32 protein-coding genes and 1 tRNA gene are annotated in these 23,989 nt (G+C 74.1%); 10 read left to right on the top strand and 23 right to left on the bottom strand.

Annotation, left to right across the window (positions count from 1 at the left end):
- Positions 1-20 precede the first annotated feature (20 nt).
- The 4 genes from MODMU_RS06795 to MODMU_RS26810 form a co-directional block, all read right to left on the bottom strand.
- Positions 21-314 carry a metal-sensitive transcriptional regulator gene (locus tag MODMU_RS06795; RefSeq protein ID WP_014739463.1) on the bottom strand — a complete coding sequence of 98 codons (294 nt, stop codon included), beginning with the start codon at positions 312-314 and terminating at the stop codon, positions 21-23.
- 30 nt (positions 315-344) lie between these two features.
- Positions 345-842 carry a DUF427 domain-containing protein gene (locus tag MODMU_RS06790; protein ID WP_014739462.1) on the bottom strand — a complete coding sequence of 166 codons (498 nt, stop codon included), beginning with the start codon at positions 840-842 and terminating at the stop codon, positions 345-347.
- A 34-nt stretch (positions 843-876) separates the two neighbouring features.
- Positions 877-1,110, bottom strand: a complete 234-nt coding sequence (locus MODMU_RS06785; protein WP_014739461.1) for a DUF3618 domain-containing protein — start codon at positions 1,108-1,110, stop codon at positions 877-879.
- A gap of 90 nt (positions 1,111-1,200) precedes the next feature.
- Complete coding sequence (locus MODMU_RS26810; RefSeq protein WP_014739460.1) at positions 1,201-1,704, bottom strand: hypothetical protein; 504 nt, start codon at positions 1,702-1,704, stop codon at positions 1,201-1,203.
- Between the two features lie 62 nt (positions 1,705-1,766).
- On the opposite strand from MODMU_RS26810, the gene MODMU_RS06775 reads away from it, so the two are divergent.
- Positions 1,767-1,847: transfer RNA gene (locus MODMU_RS06775), tRNA-Leu, on the top strand.
- A gap of 47 nt (positions 1,848-1,894) precedes the next feature.
- The gene (locus tag MODMU_RS06770) at positions 1,895-2,506 is read left to right on the top strand and encodes a class I SAM-dependent methyltransferase (protein ID WP_014739459.1); all 612 of its coding nucleotides are present in this window, start codon (positions 1,895-1,897) and stop codon (positions 2,504-2,506) included.
- 2 nt (positions 2,507-2,508) lie between these two features.
- On the opposite strand, the gene MODMU_RS06765 is transcribed toward MODMU_RS06770, so the two are convergent.
- Genes MODMU_RS06765 through rph form a run of 4 tightly spaced genes read right to left on the bottom strand, consistent with a single transcriptional unit; the run spans position 2,509 to position 5,070 of the window.
- The gene (locus MODMU_RS06765) at positions 2,509-3,429 is read right to left on the bottom strand and encodes a DUF6910 family protein (RefSeq protein WP_014739458.1); all 921 of its coding nucleotides are present in this window, start codon (positions 3,427-3,429) and stop codon (positions 2,509-2,511) included.
- Positions 3,430-3,471: 42 nt separating this feature from the next.
- Positions 3,472-3,735 carry a hypothetical protein gene (locus MODMU_RS06760; RefSeq protein ID WP_014739457.1) on the bottom strand — a complete coding sequence of 88 codons (264 nt, stop codon included), beginning with the start codon at positions 3,733-3,735 and terminating at the stop codon, positions 3,472-3,474.
- Positions 3,728-4,351 (bottom strand): RdgB/HAM1 family non-canonical purine NTP pyrophosphatase, encoded by a 624-nt coding sequence (gene rdgB / locus MODMU_RS06755; RefSeq protein ID WP_014739456.1) that lies wholly within the window; start codon positions 4,349-4,351, stop codon positions 3,728-3,730. Before rdgB ends, MODMU_RS06760 begins: the two co-directional genes overlap by 8 nt.
- Entirely contained in the window at positions 4,348-5,070 is a 723-nt protein-coding gene (rph, locus tag MODMU_RS06750) for a ribonuclease PH (protein WP_014739455.1), read from the bottom strand. The genes rdgB and rph overlap by 4 nt, the downstream gene beginning before the upstream one ends.
- 38 nt (positions 5,071-5,108) lie before the next feature.
- On the opposite strand from rph, the gene MODMU_RS06745 reads away from it, so the two are divergent.
- The 3 genes from MODMU_RS06745 (at position 5,109) to gndA (ending at position 7,558) form a co-directional block, all read left to right on the top strand.
- Positions 5,109-5,513: a YjbQ family protein gene (locus tag MODMU_RS06745; protein ID WP_014739454.1), complete on the top strand. Its 405-nt coding sequence runs from the start codon at positions 5,109-5,111 to the stop codon at positions 5,511-5,513.
- 47 nt (positions 5,514-5,560) lie between these two features.
- Positions 5,561-6,058, top strand: coding sequence for a thioredoxin-dependent thiol peroxidase (gene bcp, locus MODMU_RS06740; protein ID WP_014739453.1), 498 nt, complete (start codon positions 5,561-5,563; stop codon positions 6,056-6,058).
- Positions 6,059-6,121: 63 nt separating this feature from the next.
- The gene (gene gndA / locus MODMU_RS06735) at positions 6,122-7,558 is read left to right on the top strand and encodes an NADP-dependent phosphogluconate dehydrogenase (protein ID WP_014739452.1); all 1,437 of its coding nucleotides are present in this window, start codon (positions 6,122-6,124) and stop codon (positions 7,556-7,558) included.
- 80 nt (positions 7,559-7,638) lie between these two features.
- Here gndA and MODMU_RS06730 read toward each other — a convergent pair whose 3' ends face one another.
- The 9 genes from MODMU_RS06730 to MODMU_RS06690 form a co-directional block, all read right to left on the bottom strand.
- Positions 7,639-8,142, bottom strand: coding sequence for a monooxygenase family protein (locus MODMU_RS06730; protein WP_014739451.1), 504 nt, complete (start codon positions 8,140-8,142; stop codon positions 7,639-7,641).
- Between the two features lie 69 nt (positions 8,143-8,211).
- Positions 8,212-8,721 (bottom strand): DUF4262 domain-containing protein, encoded by a 510-nt coding sequence (locus MODMU_RS06725; protein ID WP_014739450.1) that lies wholly within the window; start codon positions 8,719-8,721, stop codon positions 8,212-8,214.
- 114 nt (positions 8,722-8,835) lie between these two features.
- Complete coding sequence (locus MODMU_RS06720; RefSeq protein WP_014739449.1) at positions 8,836-9,792, bottom strand: DNA polymerase domain-containing protein; 957 nt, start codon at positions 9,790-9,792, stop codon at positions 8,836-8,838.
- Positions 9,793-9,905: 113 nt separating this feature from the next.
- On the bottom strand, positions 9,906-10,646 hold the full coding sequence (locus tag MODMU_RS06715) for an MBL fold metallo-hydrolase (RefSeq protein WP_041795018.1): 741 nt from the start codon (positions 10,644-10,646) through the stop codon (positions 9,906-9,908).
- Complete coding sequence (gene murI, locus MODMU_RS06710; RefSeq protein ID WP_014739447.1) at positions 10,643-11,461, bottom strand: glutamate racemase; 819 nt, start codon at positions 11,459-11,461, stop codon at positions 10,643-10,645. Before murI ends, MODMU_RS06715 begins: the two co-directional genes overlap by 4 nt.
- 13 nt (positions 11,462-11,474) lie before the next feature.
- Positions 11,475-12,143 carry an HAD-IA family hydrolase gene (locus tag MODMU_RS06705; protein WP_014739446.1) on the bottom strand — a complete coding sequence of 223 codons (669 nt, stop codon included), beginning with the start codon at positions 12,141-12,143 and terminating at the stop codon, positions 11,475-11,477.
- Positions 12,143-13,093, bottom strand: coding sequence for a PLP-dependent cysteine synthase family protein (locus tag MODMU_RS06700; protein ID WP_014739445.1), 951 nt, complete (start codon positions 13,091-13,093; stop codon positions 12,143-12,145). Before MODMU_RS06700 ends, MODMU_RS06705 begins: the two co-directional genes overlap by 1 nt.
- 45 nt (positions 13,094-13,138) lie before the next feature.
- Positions 13,139-13,417, bottom strand: coding sequence for a MoaD/ThiS family protein (locus MODMU_RS06695; protein WP_014739444.1), 279 nt, complete (start codon positions 13,415-13,417; stop codon positions 13,139-13,141).
- 172 nt (positions 13,418-13,589) lie between these two features.
- A complete protein-coding gene (locus MODMU_RS06690) occupies positions 13,590-14,063 on the bottom strand; it encodes a M67 family metallopeptidase (RefSeq protein ID WP_014739443.1) in 474 nt (157 codons plus the stop codon).
- Between the two features lie 120 nt (positions 14,064-14,183).
- On the opposite strand from MODMU_RS06690, the gene MODMU_RS06685 reads away from it, so the two are divergent.
- Positions 14,184-14,540 (top strand): hypothetical protein, encoded by a 357-nt coding sequence (locus MODMU_RS06685; RefSeq protein WP_014739442.1) that lies wholly within the window; start codon positions 14,184-14,186, stop codon positions 14,538-14,540.
- On the opposite strand, the gene MODMU_RS06680 is transcribed toward MODMU_RS06685, so the two are convergent.
- Both MODMU_RS06680 and clpS read right to left on the bottom strand, forming a co-directional pair.
- Entirely contained in the window at positions 14,479-14,976 is a 498-nt protein-coding gene (locus MODMU_RS06680) for a DUF2017 family protein (protein WP_041795015.1), read from the bottom strand. The two genes, MODMU_RS06685 and MODMU_RS06680, sit on opposite strands and share 62 nt — an antisense overlap.
- Entirely contained in the window at positions 14,973-15,269 is a 297-nt protein-coding gene (gene clpS, locus MODMU_RS06675) for an ATP-dependent Clp protease adapter ClpS (RefSeq protein ID WP_014739440.1), read from the bottom strand. The genes MODMU_RS06680 and clpS overlap by 4 nt, the downstream gene beginning before the upstream one ends.
- A 61-nt stretch (positions 15,270-15,330) precedes the next feature.
- Here clpS and MODMU_RS06670 point away from each other — a divergent pair, with 61 nt between their 5' ends.
- Together MODMU_RS06670 and MODMU_RS06665 are read left to right on the top strand one after the other, a co-directional pair.
- Positions 15,331-16,626 carry a nicotinate phosphoribosyltransferase gene (locus MODMU_RS06670; protein ID WP_014739439.1) on the top strand — a complete coding sequence of 432 codons (1,296 nt, stop codon included), beginning with the start codon at positions 15,331-15,333 and terminating at the stop codon, positions 16,624-16,626.
- Between the two features lie 14 nt (positions 16,627-16,640).
- Positions 16,641-17,210 (top strand): isochorismatase family protein, encoded by a 570-nt coding sequence (locus MODMU_RS06665; protein WP_014739438.1) that lies wholly within the window; start codon positions 16,641-16,643, stop codon positions 17,208-17,210.
- Here MODMU_RS06665 and serB read toward each other — a convergent pair.
- Together serB and ctaD are read right to left on the bottom strand one after the other, a co-directional pair.
- Positions 17,207-18,466 carry a phosphoserine phosphatase SerB gene (serB, locus tag MODMU_RS06660; protein WP_014739437.1) on the bottom strand — a complete coding sequence of 420 codons (1,260 nt, stop codon included), beginning with the start codon at positions 18,464-18,466 and terminating at the stop codon, positions 17,207-17,209. The two genes, MODMU_RS06665 and serB, sit on opposite strands and share 4 nt — an antisense overlap.
- A 109-nt stretch (positions 18,467-18,575) precedes the next feature.
- Positions 18,576-20,327, bottom strand: coding sequence for an aa3-type cytochrome oxidase subunit I (gene ctaD / locus MODMU_RS06655; RefSeq protein WP_014739436.1), 1,752 nt, complete (start codon positions 20,325-20,327; stop codon positions 18,576-18,578).
- A gap of 296 nt (positions 20,328-20,623) precedes the next feature.
- On the opposite strand from ctaD, the gene MODMU_RS06650 reads away from it, so the two are divergent.
- Positions 20,624-20,899 carry a GlsB/YeaQ/YmgE family stress response membrane protein gene (locus MODMU_RS06650; RefSeq protein ID WP_014739434.1) on the top strand — a complete coding sequence of 92 codons (276 nt, stop codon included), beginning with the start codon at positions 20,624-20,626 and terminating at the stop codon, positions 20,897-20,899.
- Between the two features lie 79 nt (positions 20,900-20,978).
- Here the strand turns inward: MODMU_RS06650 and MODMU_RS06645 are convergent, their stop codons facing one another.
- Positions 20,979-21,836: a putative RNA methyltransferase gene (locus MODMU_RS06645; protein ID WP_041795013.1), complete on the bottom strand. Its 858-nt coding sequence runs from the start codon at positions 21,834-21,836 to the stop codon at positions 20,979-20,981.
- Positions 21,833-22,351, bottom strand: coding sequence for a metallophosphoesterase family protein (locus MODMU_RS06640; protein WP_041795011.1), 519 nt, complete (start codon positions 22,349-22,351; stop codon positions 21,833-21,835). Before MODMU_RS06640 ends, MODMU_RS06645 begins: the two co-directional genes overlap by 4 nt.
- Before the next feature lie 77 nt (positions 22,352-22,428).
- On the opposite strand from MODMU_RS06640, the gene MODMU_RS06635 reads away from it, so the two are divergent.
- Complete coding sequence (locus tag MODMU_RS06635) at positions 22,429-23,961, top strand: MFS transporter (RefSeq protein WP_014739431.1); 1,533 nt, start codon at positions 22,429-22,431, stop codon at positions 23,959-23,961.
- Positions 23,962-23,989 lie beyond the last annotated feature (28 nt).

The raw sequence follows: 23,989 nt of genomic DNA, 5'->3' as shown, positions 1-23,989 counted from the left end.
GCTCCTCTTCGGGTGTGCGGTCAGGACCGGACGAGCCGGGCGATGGCGGCCGAGGCCTCGGCGATCTTCGCCTCGGCGGCCGCGCCGTCGTCGTCGGCGCTGCTGGTCACCGCGTCCCGGACGCAGTGCCCGAGGTGGTCGTCGAGCAGGCCGAGGGCGACCGCCTGCAGGGCCTTGGTCGCCGCGGACACCTGGGTCAGGACGTCGATGCAGTACGTGTCCTGCTCGACCATCCGGGCGATGCCCCGGACCTGGCCCTCGACGCGCTTGAGCCGCGCGAGGACCTGCTCCTTGTTGTCGGCGTAACCGGTCATGCAGCCGAGGGTACCCCCTGGGGGTACCCGTCACCAGCCGCGGGTTCCCGGCTCCCCCTTGAACGGGCCGACGACCTCGGCGGTGATCCAGCCGCCGTAGAAGTCCCCGGCCTGGGCGCGCACCGGTTCACCGTCGACGGTCGCCCGCTCGACCCGGCTGGGGTAGAAGGCCAGCGCGCCGCGCAGCTGCTCGTAGCCGGCCGTGGGCCGCTCGTAGGACCACGCGACCGCGGAGTGCCGGACGCCGTCGACGACGGCGTCCCAGTACGTCGCCGTCCCCTTGAACTCGCACCACGACGAGCCGGCGGCGCGCTCCAGGACACCGGGGGTGACGTCGTCGCGGGGCACGTAGAAGACCGGAGGGTGGCTGGTCTCGCAGACCCGGACGGCGCGGTCGGTGCTGGCGACGACGCGGCCGCCGAGGAACACCTCGACCCGCCGTCCGGTCACCTCGGCCGAGGGCGGGCGCGGGTAGTCCCAGACGGACTCCTGACCGGGGCCGACGGGGTCGGGTTGTGGGGGGCGCACCCCCCGAGTGTGCGCCCCTCGGCGCGACCGGGGGTCAGCGCCGGACGCGGCGGACGATCTTCCGGGTGACGACGAAGGTGACGGTCAGGCCGACGACGCCCATGACGGCCATGCCGGGCGGGCTCTGCAGGAACGCCTGCGCCTTCTCCTTGGCCTGGTCCCTCAGGCGCTGGGGGCTGGCTCGGAACGCCAGCTCGTCCAAGGTGGCCGCCAGCGACTCACGGGCGGCGTCGATCTCGTTCTGGATCTGCTCAGGGCTGCGCGGCACGCGCGACAGCCTGCCAGATCGCGTGGCGAGCGGCCCGGTCAGCGGTCCGCGAGCACCCGATGGGGTGGTCGGCCGGGCGACCGGGCAGGCTCAGCGACACCGTCGCCGGCTCCCCCGGGGCACCACCCACTCGACCACCTCGACCTCTCCCGGTCGCAGTGCGGCCCACGCCCGGGCCGCCTCCCGGAGGTCCGCGGCGGCGGCCGCGAGCCGGTCGGGCGGGTGGCCGGCGCCCGCCGTCTCGGCGGGCAGCACCTCGGCGCCGCGGGCCAGCCGCGCGACGACGTCCGCCAGCGCCTCCGCCTGCTGGATCCGGGCCGCCCGCTCCCGCTTGAGCGCGGCGGACCGCTCGGCCGCGTGCGGCGGCTGCCGGCCGGACACGTGCCGCATGCTGTGCCAGACCACGCCGTCGGCGACGCAGCCCCAGATGCCGTCGGGCACCTGCAGCCGGCTCTCGACCAGCGCGTGCACCAGGTCGTGCGGCAGGTCGGCGCCACCGCCGGCCCCGCGCATCTCGAACACCACGCCGTCGTCCCGCTCGACCGTCGTCTCGACGGGACGGCGGTCGGCCAGCCGCCGGAAGGTCAGGCGCACGCCTCGAGGGTCCGGGGACGGTCAACCGGTTTCCGGCGCGCGCCTCCTAGACTCCCGGCCACGCGGGAGTGGTGTAACGGCAGCCACGCCAGACTTAGGATCTGGTGCCTTCGGGCGTAGGGGTTCGACTCCCCTCTCCCGCACGCGGGGTCTTGCCCGCCGCCGGGGTCCCGGAGGAACCTGCCTCGGCATGGGCGTCTACAGCCGCCACCTGCGGCCGCGGCTGCACGACCGGCTCCTCGACGACGCGGCCGTCCACGACGTGCGGGCACGGGTCTGCGCGGGGCTGGCCGGGGACGTGCTGGAGATCGGCTTCGGCTCCGGGTTGAACCTCGGCCACCTGCCGCCGGAGGTCACCGGGGTGTGGGCCGTCGAGCCCTCGGCCACCGCGCTGCGGCTGTCCGCTCCCCGCCGGGAGGCCTCGCCGGTGCCCGTGCACCTCGCCGGCGACGACGCCCAGGCGCTGCCCTTCCCCGACCACCGGTTCGACACGGCCCTGTGCACCTGGGTGCTGTGCAGCGTCCCCGACCGCCGTCGGGCGCTCGCCGAGGTGGCCCGCGTGCTGCGGCCCGGCGGGGCGCTGCACCTGGTCGAGCACGGCCTGGCACCGGACCCCCGGGTCGTCCGGTGGCAGCGGCGGGCCAACCCGCTCAGCCGCGCGCTGTCCGGGTGCGAGCTGGACGTCGACGTCGCCGGGCTGCTCGCCGTCTCCCCGCTGACCGTGGCGGAGCTGACCAGCTGGTACCTGCCCGGGGCGCCGCGGTCGACCGGCTTCCTCACCGCGGGCCGGGCGACCGCCTGAGCTCAGCCCAGGACGACGCGCAGGTCCAGCTGGACCGACGGCGCCCCGGGGTCGTCGGCGTCCACGACCGCCAGCAGCTGCACCGACCCGTCGCCGACCCGGCGCATCGCCAGGCCCTCGACCTTCTGCACCCGGCCGTCGACCTCCGGCACCGGGGCGACGGCCACCACCTGCGCGTCGTCGACGAGCACCAGGGCGGTGGCCACCACCGGCCCGTCGTCGACGGCGTTCGGGGTGTCCTCGGCGGCGGCGCTGAGCAGCAGCCGGCCGTCGGGCAGCGCGACGGCGTCGGTGACGGCCAGCCCGACGCCGCCGACCTCGCCGAGGTCGTACGTCCGCGGGTCGGCGACGGCCACCGCGTCCGGCTGCGCCCGGCCGAGGAGGACCTCGACCAGCGCGGCGACGGGCACGTCGACGCTCGCTGAGGGCACCCCGGCGGCGAGGTTGCCGCGCTGGAACCAGCGCAGCGTCGTCCCGGTGCGGGCGGCCCCCTCGAGGTTGAGCTGGTCGAGCGGGAGGCCCAGCCGGTCGGCGACGCGCGCGTAGAGCGGGCCGAGGTCGGCGACGGAGACGACCGGCCGGCCGTCGGCCAGCTCGACGAGCACCCCGCGCATCCGCCGCCCGGTGGAGCCGGACCCCAGCAGCAGGACCGCCGGCCGCCCGTCGACGTCGGTCGGGCAGGCGACCTCGAGGTCGGGCTTGAGGCGCTTGGTCCCGGCCGCCTCGGTGAACCGGTCGTGGCCCTCCACGGGCGGCAGCAGCCGCAGCGGGTCGATCCGGCCGGCGCGCTGCCAGGCGGCCGCGGTCGAGTCGTCCTGCGCGACCAGCCAGCCCCCGCCGAGCGGGGCGACGGCCGACGCCGCGGTCACCGGCGTCCCGTCGTCGAACCGCAGCACCCGGACGTCGTCCACGGAGACCTGCACGCGGTCCACTGTGCCCGGCCGGACGCCCGGTCGCGCGTCGGGTCAGTCCAGGTCGTCGTCCGCCCAGCCCTGCATCGCCTCGGCGCGGAACTGGGCCATGAACTGGTCGCGGGTGATCCCGCGGCGCTCCGCCTCGCGCTCGCAGAGCATCGCGATCACCAGCGAGGCGTGCCGGACGACGTCGGCGCGGGTGTCCTGGTCGAGGCCGGCGAACACCGTGGTCCAGGCCCGCCAGTCGCCGTCACCGGCCGCCTCGGCCATCTCCAGCACCAGCCCGAACCGGCGCAGCGCCTCCAGGTCAGCCACCGGCGGCCGCCGTCCCGCCGAGCACCTCGGCGACCACGGGCAGCAGTGCGGTGAACGCCTGGCCGCGGTGGCTGACCGCGTCCTTCTCCGCGGGCTCCATCTCGGCCGCGGTGCGCGCCGACCCGGCGGGCAGGAACACCGGGTCGTAGCCGAAGCCGTGGCTGCCCCGGCTCTCCCGCAGCACGGCGCCGCGCCACTCGGCCCGCAGCACGTGCTCGACCCCCTCCGGCGTCACCAGCGCCGCGGCGCAGACGAACCCGCCGCCGCGGCGCTCGTCCGGGACGTCGCGGAGCTGTCCCAGCAGCAGGGCGGTGTTCGCGTCGTCGTCCCCGTGCCGGCCCGACCAGCGCGCCGAGAAGATGCCGGGCATGCCGTTGAGCGCGTCGACGGTGAGGCCGGAGTCGTCGGCGACGGCCGGCAGGCCGGTGTACCGCACCGCCTCCCGGGCCTTGAGCAGCGCGTTCTCCTCGAAGGTCGCGCCGGTCTCGGGTGCCTCGGGGTACTCGGGCACGTCGCGCGGGCCGATCACCTCCACGCCGGGGACGGCGCTGGCCAGCAGCCGCTGGAGCTCGGCCACCTTGCCGGCGTTGCGGGTGGCCAGCAGCAGCCGGGTCATGCCGACAGCGCCTGCTGCTGCAGCCGGGTCAGCGCGGTGCAGCCGGTGACGGCGAGGTCCAGCAGCTGGTCGAGGGTCGCCCGGTCGAAGACGGCGCCCTCCGCCGTGCCCTGCACCTCGACGAAGTCGCCGGCCCCGGTGCAGACGACGTTCATGTCGGTGCCGGCCTTGACGTCCTCCTCGTAGGCGAGGTCCAGCCGGGGCTCGCCGTCGACGACCCCGACGCTGACCGCGGCGACCGACTGGGCGATCGCGGTGGGCCGGGCCAGCTTGCCGCGGGCGTCGAGCCAGCCCACCGCGTCGGCCAGCGCGACGTAGGCGCCGGTGATGGCCGCGGTGCGGGTGCCGCCGTCGGCCTGCAGCACGTCGCAGTCCAGCGCGATGCTGTTCTCGCCCAGCGCGGCCAGGTCGATGGAGGCGCGCAGCGACCGGCCGATCAGCCGGCTGATCTCGTGGGTGCGGCCGCCGATCTTCCCCTTGACCGACTCGCGGTCGCTGCGGGTGTGGGTGGCCCGGGGCAGCATCGAGTACTCGGCGGTGACCCAGCCCAGCCCCGAGCCCCGCCGCCAGCGCGGCACGCCCTCGGTGACGCTGGCCGCGCACAGCACGCGGGTGCGGCCGAACTCGACGAGCACCGAGCCCTCGGCGTGGTCGAGCCAGTTGCGGGTGATGGTCACCGGGCGGAGCTGGTCGGCCGCGCGGCCGTCGGGGCGGGTCACGGGTGCCGACAGTAGTGCGGCTCTGCGAGGCTCCTGCCATGCGTTCGGAGCTGCGTGCGGTCCGCACCGGAGGAGTCCCCTCGATCGTCGACCTGACCGACGAGTGCGCGGAGTTCGTCCGCAGCGAGGGCGACGGCCTGTTCCAGGTGTTCGTGCCGCACGCCACGGCCGGCATCGCGGTCATCGAGACCGGCGCGGGCAGCGACGACGACCTGCTCGCCCAGCTCGACGTGCTGCTGCCCCGCGACGGCCGTTGGCGGCACCGGCACGGGGCGGCCGGGCACGGGCGGGACCATGTGCTGCCGGCCTTCGTGCCGCCGCACGCCAGCGTGCCGGTGCTGGAGGGGCGGCTGACCCTGGGCGCCTGGCAGCGGATCTGCTTCGTCGACACCAACGTCGACAACCCGTCCCGGCACGTGCGGTTCACCTTCCTGCGCGGGTGATCCCGCCCGGGTTGGGCACCGCCGCCGGGGTGTAGGACCATGCGGTCATGACCGAGACCGACAGCGGCATCAACACGGCGCCCGTCCGCCTCGCCCCCGGTGACCCGGCCCCGCCGTTCACCCTGCCCGACGCCGACGGCAGGCCGGTGTCGCTGGCCGACCACCGGGGCCGGCGGGTCGTCGTCTACTGCTACCCGGCGGCGCTGACGCCCGGCTGCACCACGCAGGCGATCGACTTCACCGCCGCCGCCGGCGACCTGGCCGAGGCCGGGCTGGACATCATCGGCATCTCCCCCGACGCCCCCGAGAAGCTGCACAGGTTCCGGGAGCAGGAGCAGCTGTCGATCACCCTGGTCTCCGACGAGGACAAGCAGGTGCTCACGGCCTACGGCGCCTACGGCCCGAAGAAGCTGTACGGCAAGGAGGTGGTCGGGGTGATCCGCTCGACCTTCGTCATCGACGGCGAGGGCCGGGTGGAGAAGGCCGCCTACAACGTCAAGGCCACCGGGCACGTCGCCAAGCTCCGCCGGGACCTCGGCCTCTAGGAGGGCCGGCCCTGGGACCGGCAGGGCCTGGCAGCGGCTCGCCCGATCGGGCAGGGTCGTGGCATGAGTGATCAGATCGGCGTCACCGGACTCGCGGTCATGGGCGCCAACCTCGCCCGCAACCTCGCCCGGCACGGCCACCAGGTGGTGCTGCACAACCGCAGCAGGGGGCGCACCGACGCCCTCGTCGAGCAGCACGGCAGCGAGGGCGACTTCGTGCCGACCGGGACGGTGGAGGAGTTCGTCGCCGCGCTGCAGCGGCCGCGCAAGATCATCATCATGGTGCAGGCCGGTGCCGCGACCGACGCGGTCATCGACGAGATCGCCCCGCTCCTGGAGGAGGGCGACGTGCTGATGGACGGCGGCAACGCGCGCTTCACCGACACCATCCGGCGCACCGACGCGCTCACCGCCCAGGGCCTGCACTTCGTCGGCACCGGGATCAGCGGCGGTGAGGAGGGCGCGCTGAACGGGCCGAGCATCATGCCGGGCGGGTCGAAGGAGGCGTACAAACTGGTCGGCCCGCTGCTGGAGTCGATCGCCGCGGTCGTCGACGGCGAGCCGTGCTGCACCCACGTCGGGGCCAGCGGGGCCGGGCACTTCGTGAAGATGGTGCACAACGGCATCGAGTACGCCGACATGCAGCTGATCGCCGAGGCCTACGACCTGCTGCGGCAGGGGCTGGAGCTCACCCCCGCCGAGATCGGCGACGTCTTCGCCAGCTGGAACGAGGGCGACCTGGACAGCTACCTCATCGAGATCACCGCCCAGGTGCTCCGGCACACCGACGCCGAGACCGGCCGGCCGTTCGTCGACGTCGTGGTCGACGAGGCCGAGCAGAAGGGCACCGGCCGCTGGACCGTGCAGTCCGCGCTGGACCTGGGCGTGCCGGTGAGCGGCATCGCCGAGGCGGTCTTCGCCCGCGCGCTGTCCGGCCACCGCGAGCAGCGGAGCGCGGCGCAGGCGGTGCTGCCGGGGCCGGGCCGGGAGTGGGACGAGCAGGTGGAGGACCGCGAGGCGTTCATCGAGTCGGTGCGCCAGGCGCTCTACGCCTCCAAGGTCGTGGCCTACGCGCAGGGGTTCGACCAGATCACCCAGGGCGCCGACCAGTACGGCTGGGACATCGACCGGGCCGCGCTGGCCCGGATCTGGCGCGGCGGCTGCATCATCCGGGCGAAGTTCCTCGACCGGATCGCCCAGGTCTTCACCGACGAGCCCGACGTGACGACGCTGCTGACCAACGACTACTTCCGCGGCGCGGTGAGCGAGGGCCAGGAGGGGTGGCGCCAGGTGGTCGCCGGCGCGGCCCGGCACGGCGTCCCGGCGCCCGGCTTCGCCAGCGCGCTGGCCTACTACGACGGGCTGCGGGCCGAGCGGCTCCCGGCCGCGCTGATCCAGGGGCTGCGCGACCTCTTCGGGGCGCACACCTACCGGCGCACCGACAAGGACGGCGCGTTCCACACCATGTGGGGCGAGGACGGCCGGGAGATCAGCGCCTGACGGGACGCGACCTGCTCCCACCTCCCCCTCCGGGAGACGACCGGAGGGGGAGGTGGAGAGGGCGGCGGCTGACCCGGCGGTCAGGACGCCGGTGCGCCGCCGCTCTCCGCGACCTGCTCGCCCCGCAACCGGATCCGGGCCGAGCTCCGGCCGGCGAGCGGGGCGGCTCGACCGGCGGCGGCCAGGCCCGCCTCCGGGACGCTGTCGTAGATCGCCTCGTACTCGCCGGCGCGGACGAGGAACGTCTCGTGCCAGATCCCGGTCCGGCCGCGGGGATCGCGCTTGAACCACTCCACCCAGGTCGGCCGGTGCAGGTCGCCGGGGTCGCGGGCGAAGGCCTCCAGCTGCTCGAAGCTCCGCCAGTACTGGACGATCACCGGGAACCCCATCCGGTACCCGAGCAGCCCCTTCTCGGGGTGCGCCATCAGCTCGGCGAGCATCGCCTGCATCCCGCGCCGCCGACCGCCGAGGTCGCGGACGCTGGCCAGCAGGTGCCGCGGCTTGTTCAACCGGGCCCCGATCAGGAAGACGACGAAGTCCCCGTCGATCTCGGCGCCGTAGCGCCCGGTGCGGATCTCGGCCATGCAGCCTCCTCGGTGTGGCCCCCGCCGCCGCCCATGGTGGCCCCGTCGGCGCTGCGGCGACAGCCCCGCTCATGCGCGCCATGTGCCGGGCCGGGGCTGGCACTCCGGGCCGCACGGGTAGCCCGGGTCCCAGGGGAAGGTGCCGTCGCGGTGCTGCCAGGCGAGCTGGTACGCGGGCACCGAGTGCTCGTCGGGTCGCCGATAATGCCGGTTGGCCACGAACAGCACCTCCCCGGGGTCGGGCAGCTCCTCCACGACGAGCCCGTCGGGCCGGTCGGGGAAGGTGAGCAGCTCTCCGGGCACCAGGTCGCGGCCACCGGCGACGAGCGCCGCCACACGCTGCAGGATCGCGTGGGTGTTGCCATGCCCCAGCCCGACCACCACCAGCTCGGGGTGCCCGAGCCCGAACAGGCCCACGGTGTAGCCGAACGGCGGCCCGCCTTCGTCGTCGCACGGGTCGTCGCACTCGGCGCAGCCGCCGGGGACGACGTACTGCACCGCCCACTGGTGGGCGCGGATGAGCTGGGCGAGGTGGGTGTCCTCCTGGTCGAGCCAGGCCGTCGTCTGCGGGTCCGTCATGACCGGGACGCTGCCGGGCGGCACCGACACGACCGGGGTGGCGGGACGTGCCTGTGGATGGGGCCTCGACCTGGGGACGAGGGTCGGCACCCGGGCACCGGCCGTGCTAGGTGCTCAGCCTGCGTCCTCCGCCGCCCGCGCCCGGGCGCGCCGCTTGCCCTCGTGCATCGCCTGGACGCGGGCGATCGGGATGGTGTGCCCCTCGGCCACCAGGTCCGCGGGCAGCTCCTGCGGCTCGGGCAGCGCCGCCGCCCACGGATCGGCGTCGCCGAACCGCCCGGCCGCCGTCCGCACCGTGACGTCACCGGGGCGGACGTCGGCGAGGTCCGCCCAGCTCACCGGCGCGGACACCGGCAGGCCCGGCCGCACCCGCGGGCTGTACGCGGCGGCGATCGTGCCCCGCCCCGAGCGGGTCGAGTCGACGAACACCCGCTCCCCCCGCTCGGCGACGACGTAGACCGTGGTGGCGAGGTCGGGGTCCAGCCGTTCGGTGCGCGCGGCCAGGGCGCGGGTGGCCGCCGCGACGTCCTCCGCCGACGAGCCGTGCACCGGGACGACGACGTGCACCCCGGTCGACCCGCTGGTCTTCACCGCGGCCGTCAGCCCGGCGTCCGCCAGCGCCTGCCGGCACAGCAGGGCGGTGCGGACGACGACGTCGAAGTCGGCGCCGTCGGGTGGGTCGAGGTCGAGCACCAGACCGGTGGGCTGCTCCTCCCCCACCCGGCTGAACGGCACATGGAACTCCACGGCCCGCTGGTTGGCCAGCCACAGGAGTGTGCGCCGGTCGTCGGCCAGCACCTGGTGCACCTCGCGCCGGGCCCGGTCGGACCAGGTGGCGACGGTCCGCACCCAGTCCGGGGCGCCCTTGGGCACGTCGCGCTGGATGAACGGCGCCGCCCCCGGCCGCACGCGCTTCACCGTCAGCGGCCGGTCGGCCAGCAGCGGCACCAGCCGGTCGGCGAAGGCGTCCACGTGGTCGACCAGCTCGCGCTTGGTGACCTCCAGCCCGTCACCCAGCGGCGAGTCCAGGCTGGTCAGCCGGACGCCGTCCCGTTCCTCGTCAGCGGCCACCCGACCACCGTGCCGTGCAGCGGTGCTCGGAGCAACCTGCAGCCACGTGCCTCGGCCCTCTCGCAGGGGCCCGCCGCGAGCGTGCGAGCGGTGGGGGGCGAGAGGGTCCTTCGTCAGATGTCGTGGACCATCGCGTGCTGGGCGAGCTCGGCGTCGGCGAAGACCTCGCGGGCCGCCGCCAGCTGGGCCCCGGCGTCGACCCAGGCGGGCACGTGGGTGACCAGCAGCCGCCCCACGCCGGCCTTCGCGGCCAGCTCCCCGGCCTGCCGGCCGGTGAGGTGCAGCCCCGGCGGGAGGTCCGGACCCTCCGGGTAGGCGGCCTCGGCGAGCAGCACGTCGGCGCCACGGGCCAGTTCCACCACCGCGTCGCTGGGGCCGGTGTCGCCGGTGTAGACCAGCGACCGCCCGCCGACGGTCAGCCGGACGGCGTAGCACTCGACGGGGTGCGCGGTGCGTGCGGTCGTCACCGCGAACGGGCCGAGCGTCCAGCTGCCCGGGCCGATCGGGGTCACGTCGAACACGTCGTCGATGGGGGCGCCTGCGGGGTCGTAGGCGGTCGCCAGCCGGCGGTCGGCGCCGACCGGGGCGTACAGCGGCACCGCCCGGCCGTCGGAGCGCCCGGAGTAGCGGTGCCAGACGATGAAGGGGGCGGCGTCCAAGCAGTGGTCGGCGTGCAGGTGGCTGAGGTAGACCGCGTCGACGTCGGCCGGGTCCATCAGCCCCTGCAGGGCGCCGAAGGCGCCGTTGCCCAGGTCGAGCACGAGGCAGAACTCCCCGTGCTGCACCAGGTAGCACGACGCGGGCGAGCTCGGCCCGGGCGCGCTGCCCGCGCAGCCGATGACGGTCAGCCTCACGCCGCGGCCCCGGTCCGGGTGACCACGTCGACCTCGGGGCCCAGGAAGCGGCGGCCGAGCCGGGCGAACGGCTCGGGGTCGCCGGTGGCCAGGAAGCGGTGCACCGGCGGGGGCCCGTCGGGGTCGCGCAGCAGGTCGGTGCGGGTGAGCACGCGGTACACGTCCTTCGCCGTCTCCTCCGCGCTGGACACCAGGGTCACCTCCTCGCCCAGCACCAGCGACAGCACGCCGGTGAGCAGCGGGTAGTGCGTGCAGCCGAGCACGACCGTGTCGACCCCGGCGGCCAGCAGCGGGTCGAGGTAGGACTGCGCGAGCCCGACCAGCTGGCGGCCGCTGGTGACCCCGCGCTCGACGAAGTCCACGAAGCTGGGGCAGGCGGCGCTGGTGACGGTGATCTGCGGGGCGGCGGCGAAGGCGTCCTCGTAGGCGCCGCTGGTGATCGTCGCCTGGGTGCCGATCACCCCGACCCGGCCGTTGCGGGTGGCGGCGGTGGCCCGGCGCACGGCGGGCAGCACGACCTCGACCACCGGGACGTCGTAGCGCTCCCGGGCGTCCCGCAGGCAGGCGGCGCTGGCCGAGTTGCAGGCGACGACGAGCATCTTGACGCCGGCGGCGACCAGGTCGTCCATCACCGCCAGGGAGTGCCGGCGGACCTCGGCGATCGGCAGCGGGCCGTAGGGGCCGTGGGCGGTGTCACCGACGTAGCGGACCTGCTCGGTCGGCAGCTGGTCGAGGACGGCGCGGGCCACCGTCAACCCGCCGACGCCGGAGTCGAAGATCCCGATGGGCGCATCGGCCCCAGCTGCAGTCGTCATCTCGCCGGTCAGGCTAACCGGCGGTACCGACACCCCGGAGCAGCGCCGCGTCCGGCAGCAGCAGGCCCGTGCCGGTCCACCGGGCGCCGGTGAGGTCGCCGACGACGACGTCCGCCGTCGTCCGGAGTGCTCCCCGCCCGATCCCGACGACGCGGCAGCCGGCGGCCTGACCGGCGGCGATGCCGCTGACGCTGTCCTCCAGGACCAGCACGTCGGCCGGGTCGAGCCCCAGCCGCTGGCAGCCGGTGGCGTAGCCCTCCGGGTCCGGCTTGCCCGCGGTGACGTCCTCGGCGGTGACCAGGATCTCCGGCAGGGGGACGCCGGCGGCCCGCAGCCGGCCGGTGGCCAGCTCGCGGACGCCGGAGGTGACGACGGCCCAGGGGACGCCGGTCAGCTGCGGCACGAGGTCCAGCACCCCGGGGACGGCGGTGGTGCCGTCGACGTCCTCGAGCTCGTAGCGGGTGATCTTCTCGGTCGACGCGTCGACGTCGCCCGGTGGGACGAACAGCGCGACGGTGTCCGCGGCCCGGCGTCCCGGCACCGCGGCGAGGACCTCGGCCGGGTCGAGGTCGTGGTCGACGGCCCACCGACTCCATGAGGAGACGACGCTGACCTCGGAGTCGACCAGCACGCCGTCGTTGTCGAAGAGCAGCCCGCGGGCGGGCAGCAGGGTGTCCGCCATCAGGCCCAGAGCTGGCCTTCCAGCGCGGACGAGGCCTCCTCCAGCGTGCCGGCGTAGGCGCCGGTGGACAGGTACTTCCACCCGCCGTCGCAGACGATGAAGACGATGTCGGCCTTGCGACCGGCCGCCACCTCCTTGTCCGCGATGCCCAGCGCCGCGTGCAGGATCGCCCCGGTCGAGATGCCGGCGAAGATGCCCTCGCGCTCCACCAGCTGGCGGGTGCGGTGGATGGCGTCGTCCGGGCCGACCGAGAAGCGGGAGTCCAGCAGCTCGGCGTCGTACAGCTCGGGGATGAAGCCCTCGTCGATGTTGCGCAGCCCGTAGACCAGCTCGCCGTAGCGCGGCTCGGCGGCGATCACCTGGACACCGGGCTTGTGCTCGCGCAGGTAGCGCGAGACGCCCATCAGCGTGCCGGTGGTGCCCAGCCCGGCCACGAAGTGGGTGATGGAGGGCATGTCCGCGAGGATCTCCGGACCGGTCCCGGTGTAGTGCGCGTCGGCGTTGGCCGGGTTGCCGTACTGGTACAGCATCACCCAGTCTTCGTGCTCGGCGGCGAGCCCCTTGGCGACGGCGACGGCCTGGTTGCTCCCGCCGGCCGCCGGCGAGCTGATGATCTGCGCGCCGTACATCTCCAGCAGCTGGCGCCGCTCGATCGAGGTGTTCTCCGGCATCACGCAGATCAGCCGGTAGCCGCGCTGGCGGGCGACCATGGCCAGCGAGATGCCGGTGTTGCCGCTCGTCGGCTCCAGGATCGTGCTGCCCGGCTGGAGCCGCCCCTCCTTCTCGGCCGCCTCGATCATCGCGATCGCGGCCCGGTCCTTGATCGACCCGGTGGGGTTGTGGTCCTCGAGCTTGGCCCACAGCCGGACGTCCGGGGTGGGTGACAGCGACGGCAGCCCGACGAGCGGGGTGCCGCCGAGCGAGTCGACGAGCGAGGCGAAGCGGGCCATGACGGTCTCCTGGAGGTGCTGCGGTACCGGGCGGGGAGGCTCCGGTCAGCAGCCGCCGGCGACGGCCGGGAGGATGGTGACCGAGTCGCCGTCCTTGACTGCGGTGTCCAGCGCACCGGTGAACCGCACGTCCTCGTCGTTGACGTAGACGTTGACGAAGCGGTGCAGCTTGCCCTCCTCGGTCACGAGGCGGTTCTTGATGCCGGGGTGCTGGCTGTCGATGTCGTCGACCAGGGCGCCCAGGGTCGCGCCGCTGCCCTCGACGGTCTTGTTGCCGCCGGTGTGGGTGCGCAGGATGGTCGGGATGCGGACCTCGATGGCCATTGCTGGGGAACTCCTCGAACCGGGGTGACAGGGGAACCGCGTGCGGGCACGCGGGCAGTACGACTGATCGGGGCAACGCCAGGCCGCAGCAAGCTGTTCCGGCCTCGGCCCCGGCCCCCTTGCATGGCCCCGCCCCGAGCCTGCGAGGGGTGGGGGGCAAGGGGGTCCTTCGTCAGTCGTAGACGACGGTGGTCGGCGAGTGGCCGAACAGGTAGGACTCGACGACCTCGACGTCCTCCTCGGTCACCTCGCCCTCGACGATCCGGAAGCTGCGGAACTCCACGGTGTCCCCGGCCAGGCCGGTCTGCGCGCCGTGCTCGCGGGTGGAGACCAGCACGTAGTGCGCCTCGGGCTCGGAGGCGTAGCTGATGTCGGTGCGGGAGGGGCGGGCCTCGGTCGCGGTGTGCGAGTGGTAGACGACCACCGGCACCTCGTCGCGGGCGTCCATGTCCCGGTAGAGCCGTAGCAGGTCGGCACTGTCGAACTCGTAGAACGTGGGCGACCGGGCGGCGTTGAGCATCGGGATGAAGCGCTCCGGGCGGTCGCTGCCCTCGGGGCCGGCGACGACGCCGCAGGCCTCGTCCGGGTGGTCTTCCCGGGCGTGGGCCACGATGGCGTCGTAGGTCGCGCGGTCGATGCGCAGCACGCGGTCAGTCTAGGCGCCGCCCCGGACGCCGGTCCGCCTCCCCCTCGGGTGCACCGCCCGGCGGACGGCGATGGGAACGGACTGTGTCGATCGGGTGTCCTACCGATAACGTCGCGGACCGTGGTGATCGAGGTGCTCATGATCGTCGGCGTGGTGGCGCTGCCACTGCCGGCGCTCGTCCTCGGCTCACGGCGGCTGCTGAGCCGCACCGGCCGGGCCAGCACCGACCAGCGCACCGACCGGGTGGAGCTGGTGCTGCTGGTCACCGGCCGGCTGATCGGCCTGGTGCTGCTGTTCCTGCTCTCCGCCGTCACCCTGGTGTCCTGCATCGGCGGGCTGGTCAAGGGTCTGTCGGTGCCCAGCCTGGTCTACGTGTTCTTCGTCGCCGACCTGCTGGTGGCCACCCTGGTGTTCCTCACCGTCGGCCGCCTCCGCCCGCCACCAGCGCGTCGACGAGCGACCCCTGCACGGCGGTGAGCCAGTAGTAGACCGCCAGCTGGGAGCCCTCCTCCTCGGTCGGGTCCTCCGGCGGCTCGGTGTCCGCGGTCACCCCGAGGCGGGTGCCCAGCGCCAGGCGCAGGTCGTTGGTGGTGCGCAGCCAGGCCCGGGCCTGGTCGTCGTCCAGCCGGACCTCGCCGCCCTCCGGGGGCAGCGTGGCCCGGACGATCGCCAGGTCGTCGGCCTTGCCGCTGCGCAGCGCCGCCTCGGTCAGGTCCCGGTAGTCGGCGGCGAGCTCCGGGTCGCTGGCGTGCCCGGGCGGCAGCAGCCGCTCCACCACCGGGTCGCCCCCGGAGTCCGCCGGGTCGGCGGCCAGCAGCTGCTCCAGCTGGTCGAGCAGCAGCCCGACGATGCTGGCCTCGGCGTCGACGAGCCGGGCGACGACCACGTCGCCGCGACGGCGGAAGGGCTTCATGCGTCCCGCTGGTAGGAGGCCCAGAGGCCGTAGGCGTGCAGCCGGCTGGTGTCGTGCTCCATCCGCTCGCGCGGGCCGGAGCTGACGATCGCCTTGCCCTCGTGGTGCACCTGCAGCATCAGCTCGGTCGCCTTCGCCTCGTCGTAGCCGAACAGCTCCTGCAGCACGAAGGTCACGTAGGTCATCAGGTTGACGGGGTCGTCCCAGACGACGGTCACCCACGGCCGGTCGAGGTCGTGGTCCTCGTCCGGGGTCGTGTCGGGCGTCCGTTCGGGCGCGAGCGGTCCGGCCACGTGATCACTCTAGGACGGCCCCCCGGGCGGTGCAGTCGGCGGCCACCTATCGTGCTGGTCCATGCCGAGCCCGACCCCGCTGAGCCCCGCGCTGCTCACCGACCGCTACGAGCTGACGATGCTGGCTGCGGCGCTGGCCGACGGCACCGCCGACCGCGACTGCGTGTTCGAGGTGTTCGCCCGCCGGCTCCCGCACGGGCGCCGCTACGGCGTGCTGGCCGGCACCGGCCGGTTCCTGGAGGCGCTGGCCGACTTCCGGTTCGGCGACGCCGAGTTGGCGGCGCTGCGGGCGCAGGGCATCGACGACCCCCGGCTGCTGGAGCACCTGGCCGGATTCCGGTTCACCGGTGACGTCGACGGCTACGCCGAGGGCGACCTCTACTTCCCCGGCTCCCCGGTGCTCACCGTGCGGGCCCCGTTCGGGCAGGCCGTGCTGCTGGAGACGCTGGTCCTGTCGGTCCTCAACCACGACAGCGCGATCGCCGCCGCCGGCGCCCGGATGGTCGGCGCCGCCTGCGGCCGGCCGTGCATCGAGATGGGCTCCCGCCGCACCCACGAGGAGGCCGCCGTCGCCGCCGCCCGGGCCGCGGCGCTGGTCGGCTTCTCGGCGACCTCCAACCTGGCCGCGGGTGCCCGCTATGGCATCCCCACGACCGGCACCAGCGCGCACGCGTTCACCCTGCTGCACGACGAGGAGGCCGCCGCCTTCCGCGCCCAGCTGGACACCCTCGGCGTGGGGACGACCCTGCTGGTCGACACCTACGACACCGAGCAGGGCATCCGGACGGCGGTGGAGGTGGCCGGCCCCGAGCTCGGCGCCGTCCGGCTGGACTCCGGTGACCTCGCCATCCAGGCTACCTCGGCCCGGGAGCTGCTGGACTCCCTCGGGGCGACGAAGACCAGGGTGATCGTGACCAGCGACCTCGACGAGTACGCGATCGCCGCGCTCGCCGCCGCCCCCGTCGACGGCTACGGCGTGGGCACGTCCCTGGTCACCGGGTCGGGGGCACCGACCGTGGGCATGGTCTACAAGCTGGTGGAGCGGGACGGCGTGCCGGTGGCGAAGAACTCCGAGGGGAAGCGCTCGGTGGGCGGCCGCAAGCACGCCGTGCGCCGGCACGACGCCGCCGGGACGGCGACCGCCGAGGTGGTCAGCCCCGCGCCGGTCACCGCCGGGGAGCACGACCGGCAGCTGGTCGTCCCGCTGGTGCGCGGTGGGCAGCTGGTGGAGCCCCGCACCCCGGCGCAGGCGCTCACCGCCGCCCGGGAGCTGCACGAGCGGGTGCGCGGGACGCTGCCGCAGGAGGCCTGGTCGCTGTCCCGCGGCGAACCCGCCATCGACACGGTCACCGCCTGACGGAGGATGGGGTCATGACCCGGGCGCTGGTGATCGTGGACGTGCAGAACGACTTCTGCGAGGGCGGCAGCCTCGCCGTCGCCGGCGGGACCGCCGTCGCGCGGGCGATCAGCGCGCACGTCGGTGCCTCCGGGTACGCGCATGTGGTCGCCACCCGGGACCACCACGTCGACCCGGGCGGGCACTTCGCGGAGCAGCCGGACTTCCTCGAGACGTGGCCCGCGCACTGCGTCGTCGGCACCTCCGGGGTCGAGCTGCACGCCGACCTGGACCGCCGTCCGATCGAGGCGGTGTTCGACAAGGGCGAGTACGCCGCGGCCTACTCCGGCTTCGAGGGCTCGTTCGACGGGCAGGGCCTGGCGGACTGGCTGCGGGCCCGGGAGGTCGACGCGGTGGACGTCGTGGGCATCGCCACCGACCACTGCGTCCGGGCCACCGCCCTGGACGCGGTCGGCGCCGGCTTCTCGACCCGGGTGCTGCTGCACCTGACGGCCGGGGTGGCGCAGGCCTCCACCGACGCGGCCCTCGACCAGCTCCGCTCCGCCGGCGTGGAACTCGACGGCGAGGTCGCGCAGGCCGGCTAGGGGGCCGCATCGAGGACGTCGTCGCGGGTGAAGCCGAGCACCTGCAGGACGGCGTCGAGGTAGGGCTGGTTGAGCGCCGCGTGCGCCTGCTCGCGGACGAACGGCTTGGCGTTGAAGGCGATGCCCAGCCCGGCGGCGTTGAGCATGTCCAGGTCGTTGGCGCCGTCCCCGACCGCGACCGTCTGCTCCAGCGGGATGCTGTGCTCGGCGGCGAAGCGGGCCAGCGCGCGGGCCTTGCCGGCCCGGTCGACGACCTCGCCGACCAGCCCGCCGGTGAGCCGGCCGTCGGCGACCTCGAGGGTGTTGGCGGCGGCGAAGTCCAGCCCGAGGGCCGCGGCCAGCGGGTCGGTGATCTGGGTGAAGCCCCCGCTGACGATGCCGCAGCGGAACCCGAGCCGCTGCAGCGTGCGGATCAGGGTGCGCGCGCCCGGGGTGAGCACCAGGTGCTCGCGGACCTCGTCGAGCACGCTCACCGGCAGCCCGGCGAGCACGGCCACCCGAGCCCGCAGCGACTGCTCGAAGTCCAGCTCGCCGTTCATCGCGGCGGCGGTGATCCGGGCGACCTCCGCGGCCCGGCCGGCCCGGGCGGCGAGCTCGTCGATGACCTCCCCGCGGACGAGCGTGGAGTCGACGTCCAGCACGATCAGCCGCTTGCTGCGCCGGGCGAACCCGGCCTGCTCGACCGCGACGTCGGTGCCGGTCTTCGCGGCAACGGTGGCCAGCGCGGTGCGCAGCTCGGTCGATCCGGCCCCGGACACGGTGAGCTCGAAGCTGGTGACCGGGTAGTCCGACAGCCGGCGGATCGCGTCGATGTTGCCGCCCACCCCGGCGATGGCCTGGGCGGCGCCGGCGACCGCGGCGGGGGGCACGGGTGCGCCCAGCACGATCACCTGGTGCCGCACCGTGCGCCCGGCGCCCGGCCCGACCTCGGCCGCCGCCTCCGCGGTGGGCACGACGGTCACGTGCATCCCGGTGCGCCCGGCGACGTCGGCGGCGACCGGTCCCAGCCGGTCGGCGAGGGTCCCGTCACCGGCGGGTGCGGTGCCCCGCACCACGACCCCGAGCACCAGCTGGCCGTGCACGATCACCTGCTCGACGTCGACCACCTCCACCGGCTCACCGGCCGCGGCCTCCAGGGCGGCGAAGAGCGTGGCGGTGACCCCGGGGCGGTCGGCCCCGGTGACGGTCAGCAGGGCACCGGCCGGCGCGGGGGTCCCGGTCGGGTCGATCGGCGCGGGGTGGGCAGCGTCGGTCACGACGCCATCGTGCCGGACCGCCGTCCGCCGTCCGCACCAGCCCCAGGCACGCGGACGCCCCGCCGACCGGTGGCCGACGGGGCGTCCGTGGTGACGTGCTGGTTGCGAGTTACGTCGGGTCGGGGTCGTTCGCCCCGGCCCGGCCACCGCCGGTCAGCCCAGCCTCCTGGGCGTAGGGCTCGTGGCGCTTGCCTGCGTGCGCCTCGACCTGCAGCCGGTCCTTCAGGTGCGGGTAGTGCAGCTCGAACGCCGGGCGTTCGGAGCGGATCCGCGGGATCTCCAGGAAGTTGTGCCGCGGCGGCGGCGACGAGGTCGCCCACTCCAGGGAGTTGCCGTGGCCCCAGGGGTCGTCGCGCAGGGCGAGCTTCCCGTGCTTCCAGGACTTGACCACATTGTAGACGAACGGGATCACCGAGGCGCCCAGCACGAACGACCCGATGGTCGAGATCGTGTGCATCGTGGTGAACCCGTCGGTGGCCAGGTAGTCGGCGTACCGGCGCGGCATGCCCATGTTCCCCAGCCAGTGCTGGATGAGGAACGTGGCGTGGAAGCCGATGAAGGTCAGCCAGAAGTGCAGCTTGCCGACCCGCTCGTCCATCATCCGGCCGCAGAGCTTCGGGAACCAGAAGTACAGCCCCGAGTAGGCGGCGAAGACCACGGTGCCGAAGACGACGTAGTGGAAGTGCGCGACCACGAAGTAGCTGTCATTGACCTGCCAGTCCAGCGGCGGGGAGGCCAGCAGCACACCGGTCAGCCCACCGAGCAGGAAGGTGATGAGGAAGCCGATCGCGAACAGCATCGGCGTCTCGAACGTCAGCTGGCCGCGCCACATGGTGCCGATCCAGTTGAAGAACTTGATGCCGGTCGGGACGGCGATCAGGTACGTCAGGAATGCGAAGAACGGCAGCAGCACCGCGCCGGTGGCGAACATGTGGTGCGCCCAGACCGCCAGCGACAGGGCGGTGATCGCGATGAGCGCGAAGACCATGCCCTTGTAGCCGAACAGCGGCTTGCGGCTGAACACCGGGATGACCTCGGAGATGATCCCGAAGAACGGCAGGGCGATGATGTAGACCTCGGGATGGCCGAAGAACCAGAACAGGTGCTGCCACAGCATCGGCCCGCCGTTGGCTGCGGTGAAGACCTGCGCCCCCAGGTGCCGGTCGGCCAGGAGGGCCATCAGCGCCGCGGTGAGGATCGGGAAGGCGAGCAGCACCAGGATGCTGGTGACCAGCGTCGCCCAGGTGAAGATCGACATCCGGAACATCGTCATGCCGGGCGCGCGGAGGCAGACGATCGTCGCGATGAAGTTGACGCCACCGAGGATGGTGCCCAGCCCGCTGACCGCCAGACCGGCGATCCACAGGTCGCCGCCGGCGCCGGGGCTGTGCGCGCCGGTGGACAGCGGGGTGTAGGCGTACCAGCCGAAGTCCGCCGCACCACCGGGGGTCAGGAAGCCGGAGACCGCGATCGCCGAGCCGAAGAAGAACAGCCAGAACGAGAAGGCGTTCAACCGCGGGAAGGCGACGTCCGGCGAGCCGATCTGCAGGGGCATGATCAGGTTCGAGAACGCGAAGAACATCGGCGTCGCGAAGAACAGCAGCATGATCGTGCCGTGCATGGTGACCAGCTGGTTGTACTGCTCGGGCGAGAGGAACTGCAGCTCCGGGCGGGCCAGCTCACCACGCATCAGCAGCGCCATGAAGCCACCGACGAAGAACCAGATGAAGGCCACCGTGGTGTACATGAGGCCGATGGTCTTGTGGTCGGTGGTGCGCAGCAGACCGAGGAGCCGCGACCCCTTCTCGGCTTCGTGTGCCGGGCTCGGCCGGCTCACGATCGGGGCGGGTGCGATCGTCACGCCCGGAGCTTAGACCGTGCCCAGCCGCCTCACGCGGCGGGAGAGGCAGCCGGTGCGCCGCCTGCGGGGGCGGACGGGCTCGGCAGTGCTGACCGCCACACCGGCAGCGCCGCGGCGGCCTCGCGCGGGCGGGTGGAACTGCAGGTGAGAGGCCCGTCGTGCGTCACCCGATCGGGTGCAGTGCATGAAACCTGTTGGTCTCGGAAGTTTGGCGACGATCATGACGGGGCACAGTTGATCTTGCGCTGGACGGCCCAGCGCACGACGGCAGCTGCCGTCATGCGTAGGAGGCTCACGTGGACGTTCTCTGGAACATCATCGTCCTGATCATCATCGGTGCGATCGCAGGCTTCATCGCCCGGGCGGTCATCCCCGGCAAGCAGGACCTCGGCATCGGCCTCACCATCGCGCTCGGCATCGTCGGGTCCGTGGTGGGCAACCTGCTCGGCAGCCTCATCTTCGAGGGGAACTTCGAGCTGGGCACCTCCGGCATCATCGGGTCGATCATCGGCGCGATCATCGTGCTCGGGATCTACGTGGCGGCCACCAACAAGCGGCGCGTCACCCGCTGACCCACCGCCCGCGACCCGCGGGCAGCACTCCCCCACGAGGGCCCGGCCGCTGCGGCCGGGCCCTCGTGGCGTCCCGACCTCAGGTGGCGGGGTCTTGCTGCCAGCTGCCGACGTCGACGGCCACGGTCACCCCGACCTGCGGGGGCAGGGCGGCGATCCGCGCGGCGAGCTCCTCCTCCGCGAGGTGCCGCGCGTGCGGCCCCATCCCGACCAGCGTGCGCACCGCGGCGTGGTCGAGCACGAGGCGTTCCCGGTGCGGGGTCGTCCCGACCGGTCGCAGGTGCGGACCCAGGCTCGCCGCGAGCCGGTCGGCCTTCGCCGGGTCGACGGTGAGCAGCCCGAGCGGACCGACCAGCTCGGTCAGGTGGTCGGCGGCCGGGGTGACGACGACGAGCCGCCCGCCGGGCCGCAGCACCCGGGCGGTCTCGGCGCCGTTGCGCGGGGCGAAGACCACCAGCACCCGGTCCACCGCGGCGTCCCGCACCGGCCAGCGGGCCCAGCTGTCCGCGACCACGGCCATCGCGCGGGGGTGCGCCCGGGCCGCCCGCCGCGCCGCGTAGCGGGAGGCGTCGAGCACCACCCCGACCGCGTCCGGTGTCCGGTCCAGCACGCCGGCCAGGTGGGCGCCGGTGCCGCCACCGGCGTCCAGCAGCGTGCCCGGCGGGCCGCCGGCCAGGACGGCGTCGGCCAGCGCGGCGGTGATGCCGGCGTAGTGCCCGGCCGCCAGGAAACCTGCGCGGTCGGCGACCATGGCCGCGGAGTCACCGTCGTGCGGGGACCCGTTAGGCGGCAGCAGGGTCACGTGGCCCTGCCGCGCCCGGTCGAACCCGTGCCCCGCCGCGCACCGCAGCCCGGCCGCGTCGGCGTGGAGCGCCGCGCCGCAGACCGGGCAGGCGAGCACCGCGACCGCCGCCTCCGGGAGGGGTGGCGCGCTCACCGGCGAGGAGGTCGCACCGGCAGCCGGTGCAGCGTCACGTCGGAGAGCGAGCCGGCGGCCACGGTGGCCGTCAGGTAGGTGCCGGTGGGCTGCCGCCGGCGGTCGGTGGGCGACCCGGGGTTGAGCAGCCGCAACCCAATCGCCGTGGTCGTGTCCCAGGGGATGTGGCTGTGCCCGAACACCAGGACGTCGACGTCGGGGAAGCGTGCCGCGCACCGCGCCTCGCGTCCCTGGGCCGACCCGGTCTCGTGCACGACCGCGAACCGCACGCCCTCCAGGTCGACCCGGGCGACCTCGGGCAGCCGCTCCCGCAGCGCGCCGTGGTCGTTGTTGCCGTGCACCCCGACCAGCCGGCGGGCCCGCCGCTCGAGCTCGTCGAGCAGCGCGACGTCGACCCAGTCGCCGGCGTGCATCACGACGTCGCAGGCCTCGATCCGCTCCCAGAGCTGAACCGGCAGGTCCCGTGCCCGCGCGGGCACGTGGGTGTCTGAGATGAACACCACGGAAACCGGCACGACGACATCGTCCCAGGCCGATACCTTCACCCCTTGGCCGACGACCCGGCCGACCGGAACGAACGAACGAGGACCCATTGAGCGACGCCGCCCCCACCACCCGGGCCGGGGAACCCACCGCATCGACCGAGCCCTACCCGAAGCGCTGGCTGGCACTGGCGGTCATCGCGGTGACCGTGCTGATGGTCATCCTGGACGCGACCATCGTGAACATCGCCCTGCCGGCCGTGTCGACGGACCTGGACATCTCCGCCGCCACCCAGCAGTGGATCGTCACCGCCTACACGCTGACCTTCGGCGGCTTCCTGCTGCTGGGCGGGCGCATCGCTGACTTCTGGGGCCGCAAGCGCACCTACCTGGTCGGGGCCGTCGGCTTCGCCGTGGCCTCCGCGCTCGGCGGCCTGGCGCAGAACGAGGCGATGCTCTTCGGCGCCCGCGCGCTGCAGGGTGTCTTCGGCGCCCTGCTGGCGCCGGCCTCGCTGGCGCTGCTGACCGTGCTCTTCACCGACGCCAAGGAGCGGGCCAATGCCTTCGCCGTCTACGGCGCGATCGCCGGTGGTGGCTCCGCCGTCGGCCTGCTGCTCGGTGGCGTGCTGACCGAGTACGCCGACTGGCGCTGGTGCTTCTGGGTGAACGTGCCGGTGGCGATCGTCGCCGTCGCGGCGGCCATCCCGATCGTGCCGGAGAGCAAGGCCCCCGGGGACGCGAAGTACGACATCCCGGGTGCGGTGCTGGTCACCCTGGGCCTGGCGTCGCTGGTCTACGGCTTCACCAAGGTGGCGCAGGCCTCACAGGAGGACCCGCAGGCCAACGCCTGGGCCAACGGCCCGGCGCTGGCGTTCATCATCGGCGGCCTGCTGCTGGTGGCCGCGTTCGTCGTGGTGGAGCTGCGGGTCCGCAACCCGCTGCTGCCGATGCGGCTGGTCCTCGACCGCAACCGCGGCGGTGCGTACCTGACCTCCACCCTGGTGGGAGCCGGGCTGATCGGGGCCTTCTTCTTCCTCAGCCTCTACTTCCAGCAGGTGCTGGGCTACAAGCCGGTCGAGGCCGGGTTCGCCTCGCTGCCGACCACCCTCGGCGTGCTCGTCTCCGCCGGCGCCGCCAGCGCCCTGGTGCCCAGGCTCGGTCCGCGGCCGCTGATGGTGGTCGGTGCGCTGCTGGCCGCCGCCGGGCTGTTCCTGATGTCCTTCCTCGGCGTCGACACCTCGTTCTGGGCGCTGGCCTTCCCCGGCCAGCTGATCCTCGGCCTGGGTCTGGGCTTCACGTTCGTGCCGCTGTCCAACCTCGCGCTGATCGGCGCCGGCGAGCGCGACGCCGGCGCAGCCAGCGCGATGCTGAACGCCACCCAGCAGGTGGGCGCCTCGATCGGCACCGCGCTGCTGGCCACCATCTCGGTGGGGGCCATCACCGACGCGATCACCTCGCAGGTGGCCGCCGGCGCCGACCCGAACGACCCCGCGGTCGGCCTGGCCGCGCAGGTCGAGGGCTACACCACCGCCTTCACCTGGGCCGCCGCCCTGCTGGTGGTCGGCGCGGTCGTCGCGGGCCTGCTGATCAAGGCGTCCAAGGAGGACCTGCCCGCCGACGCCGCCGTTGTCCACGCCGGCTGAACGTGCGCCCCTCTCTTCCTGCCAGGGG

Origin of the sequence: Modestobacter italicus (assembly GCF_000306785.1) — a bacterium.
In the GTDB taxonomy this organism is placed as follows: domain Bacteria; phylum Actinomycetota; class Actinomycetes; order Mycobacteriales; family Geodermatophilaceae; genus Modestobacter; species Modestobacter italicus.
The sequence above is the reverse complement of the archived record's forward strand: the minus strand, read 5'-3'. Positions and strand labels throughout refer to the sequence as shown.

Coding starts and splice junctions, on each gene's coding strand:
- MODMU_RS06695 (WP_014739444.1), bottom strand. CDS start 13,417: ATGGCCATCGAGGTCCGCATCCCGACCATCCTGCGCACCCACACCGGC.
- MODMU_RS06745 (WP_014739454.1), top strand. CDS start 5,109: ATGCGTTCGGAGCTGCGTGCGGTCCGCACCGGAGGAGTCCCCTCGATC.
- MODMU_RS06770 (WP_014739459.1), top strand. CDS start 1,895: ATGGGCGTCTACAGCCGCCACCTGCGGCCGCGGCTGCACGACCGGCTC.
- MODMU_RS06665 (WP_014739438.1), top strand. CDS start 16,641: ATGACCCGGGCGCTGGTGATCGTGGACGTGCAGAACGACTTCTGCGAG.
- MODMU_RS06730 (WP_014739451.1), bottom strand. CDS start 8,142: ATGGCCGAGATCCGCACCGGGCGCTACGGCGCCGAGATCGACGGGGAC.
- bcp (WP_014739453.1), top strand. CDS start 5,561: ATGACCGAGACCGACAGCGGCATCAACACGGCGCCCGTCCGCCTCGCC.
- gndA (WP_014739452.1), top strand. CDS start 6,122: ATGAGTGATCAGATCGGCGTCACCGGACTCGCGGTCATGGGCGCCAAC.
- MODMU_RS06680 (WP_041795015.1), bottom strand. CDS start 14,976: ATGAAGCCCTTCCGCCGTCGCGGCGACGTGGTCGTCGCCCGGCTCGTC.
- MODMU_RS06725 (WP_014739450.1), bottom strand. CDS start 8,721: ATGACGGACCCGCAGACGACGGCCTGGCTCGACCAGGAGGACACCCAC.
- MODMU_RS06700 (WP_014739445.1), bottom strand. CDS start 13,093: ATGGCCCGCTTCGCCTCGCTCGTCGACTCGCTCGGCGGCACCCCGCTC.
- rdgB (WP_014739456.1), bottom strand. CDS start 4,351: ATGACCCGGCTGCTGCTGGCCACCCGCAACGCCGGCAAGGTGGCCGAG.
- MODMU_RS06795 (WP_014739463.1), bottom strand. CDS start 314: ATGACCGGTTACGCCGACAACAAGGAGCAGGTCCTCGCGCGGCTCAAG.
- murI (WP_014739447.1), bottom strand. CDS start 11,461: ATGACGACTGCAGCTGGGGCCGATGCGCCCATCGGGATCTTCGACTCC.
- MODMU_RS06705 (WP_014739446.1), bottom strand. CDS start 12,143: ATGGCGGACACCCTGCTGCCCGCCCGCGGGCTGCTCTTCGACAACGAC.
- MODMU_RS06670 (WP_014739439.1), top strand. CDS start 15,331: ATGCCGAGCCCGACCCCGCTGAGCCCCGCGCTGCTCACCGACCGCTAC.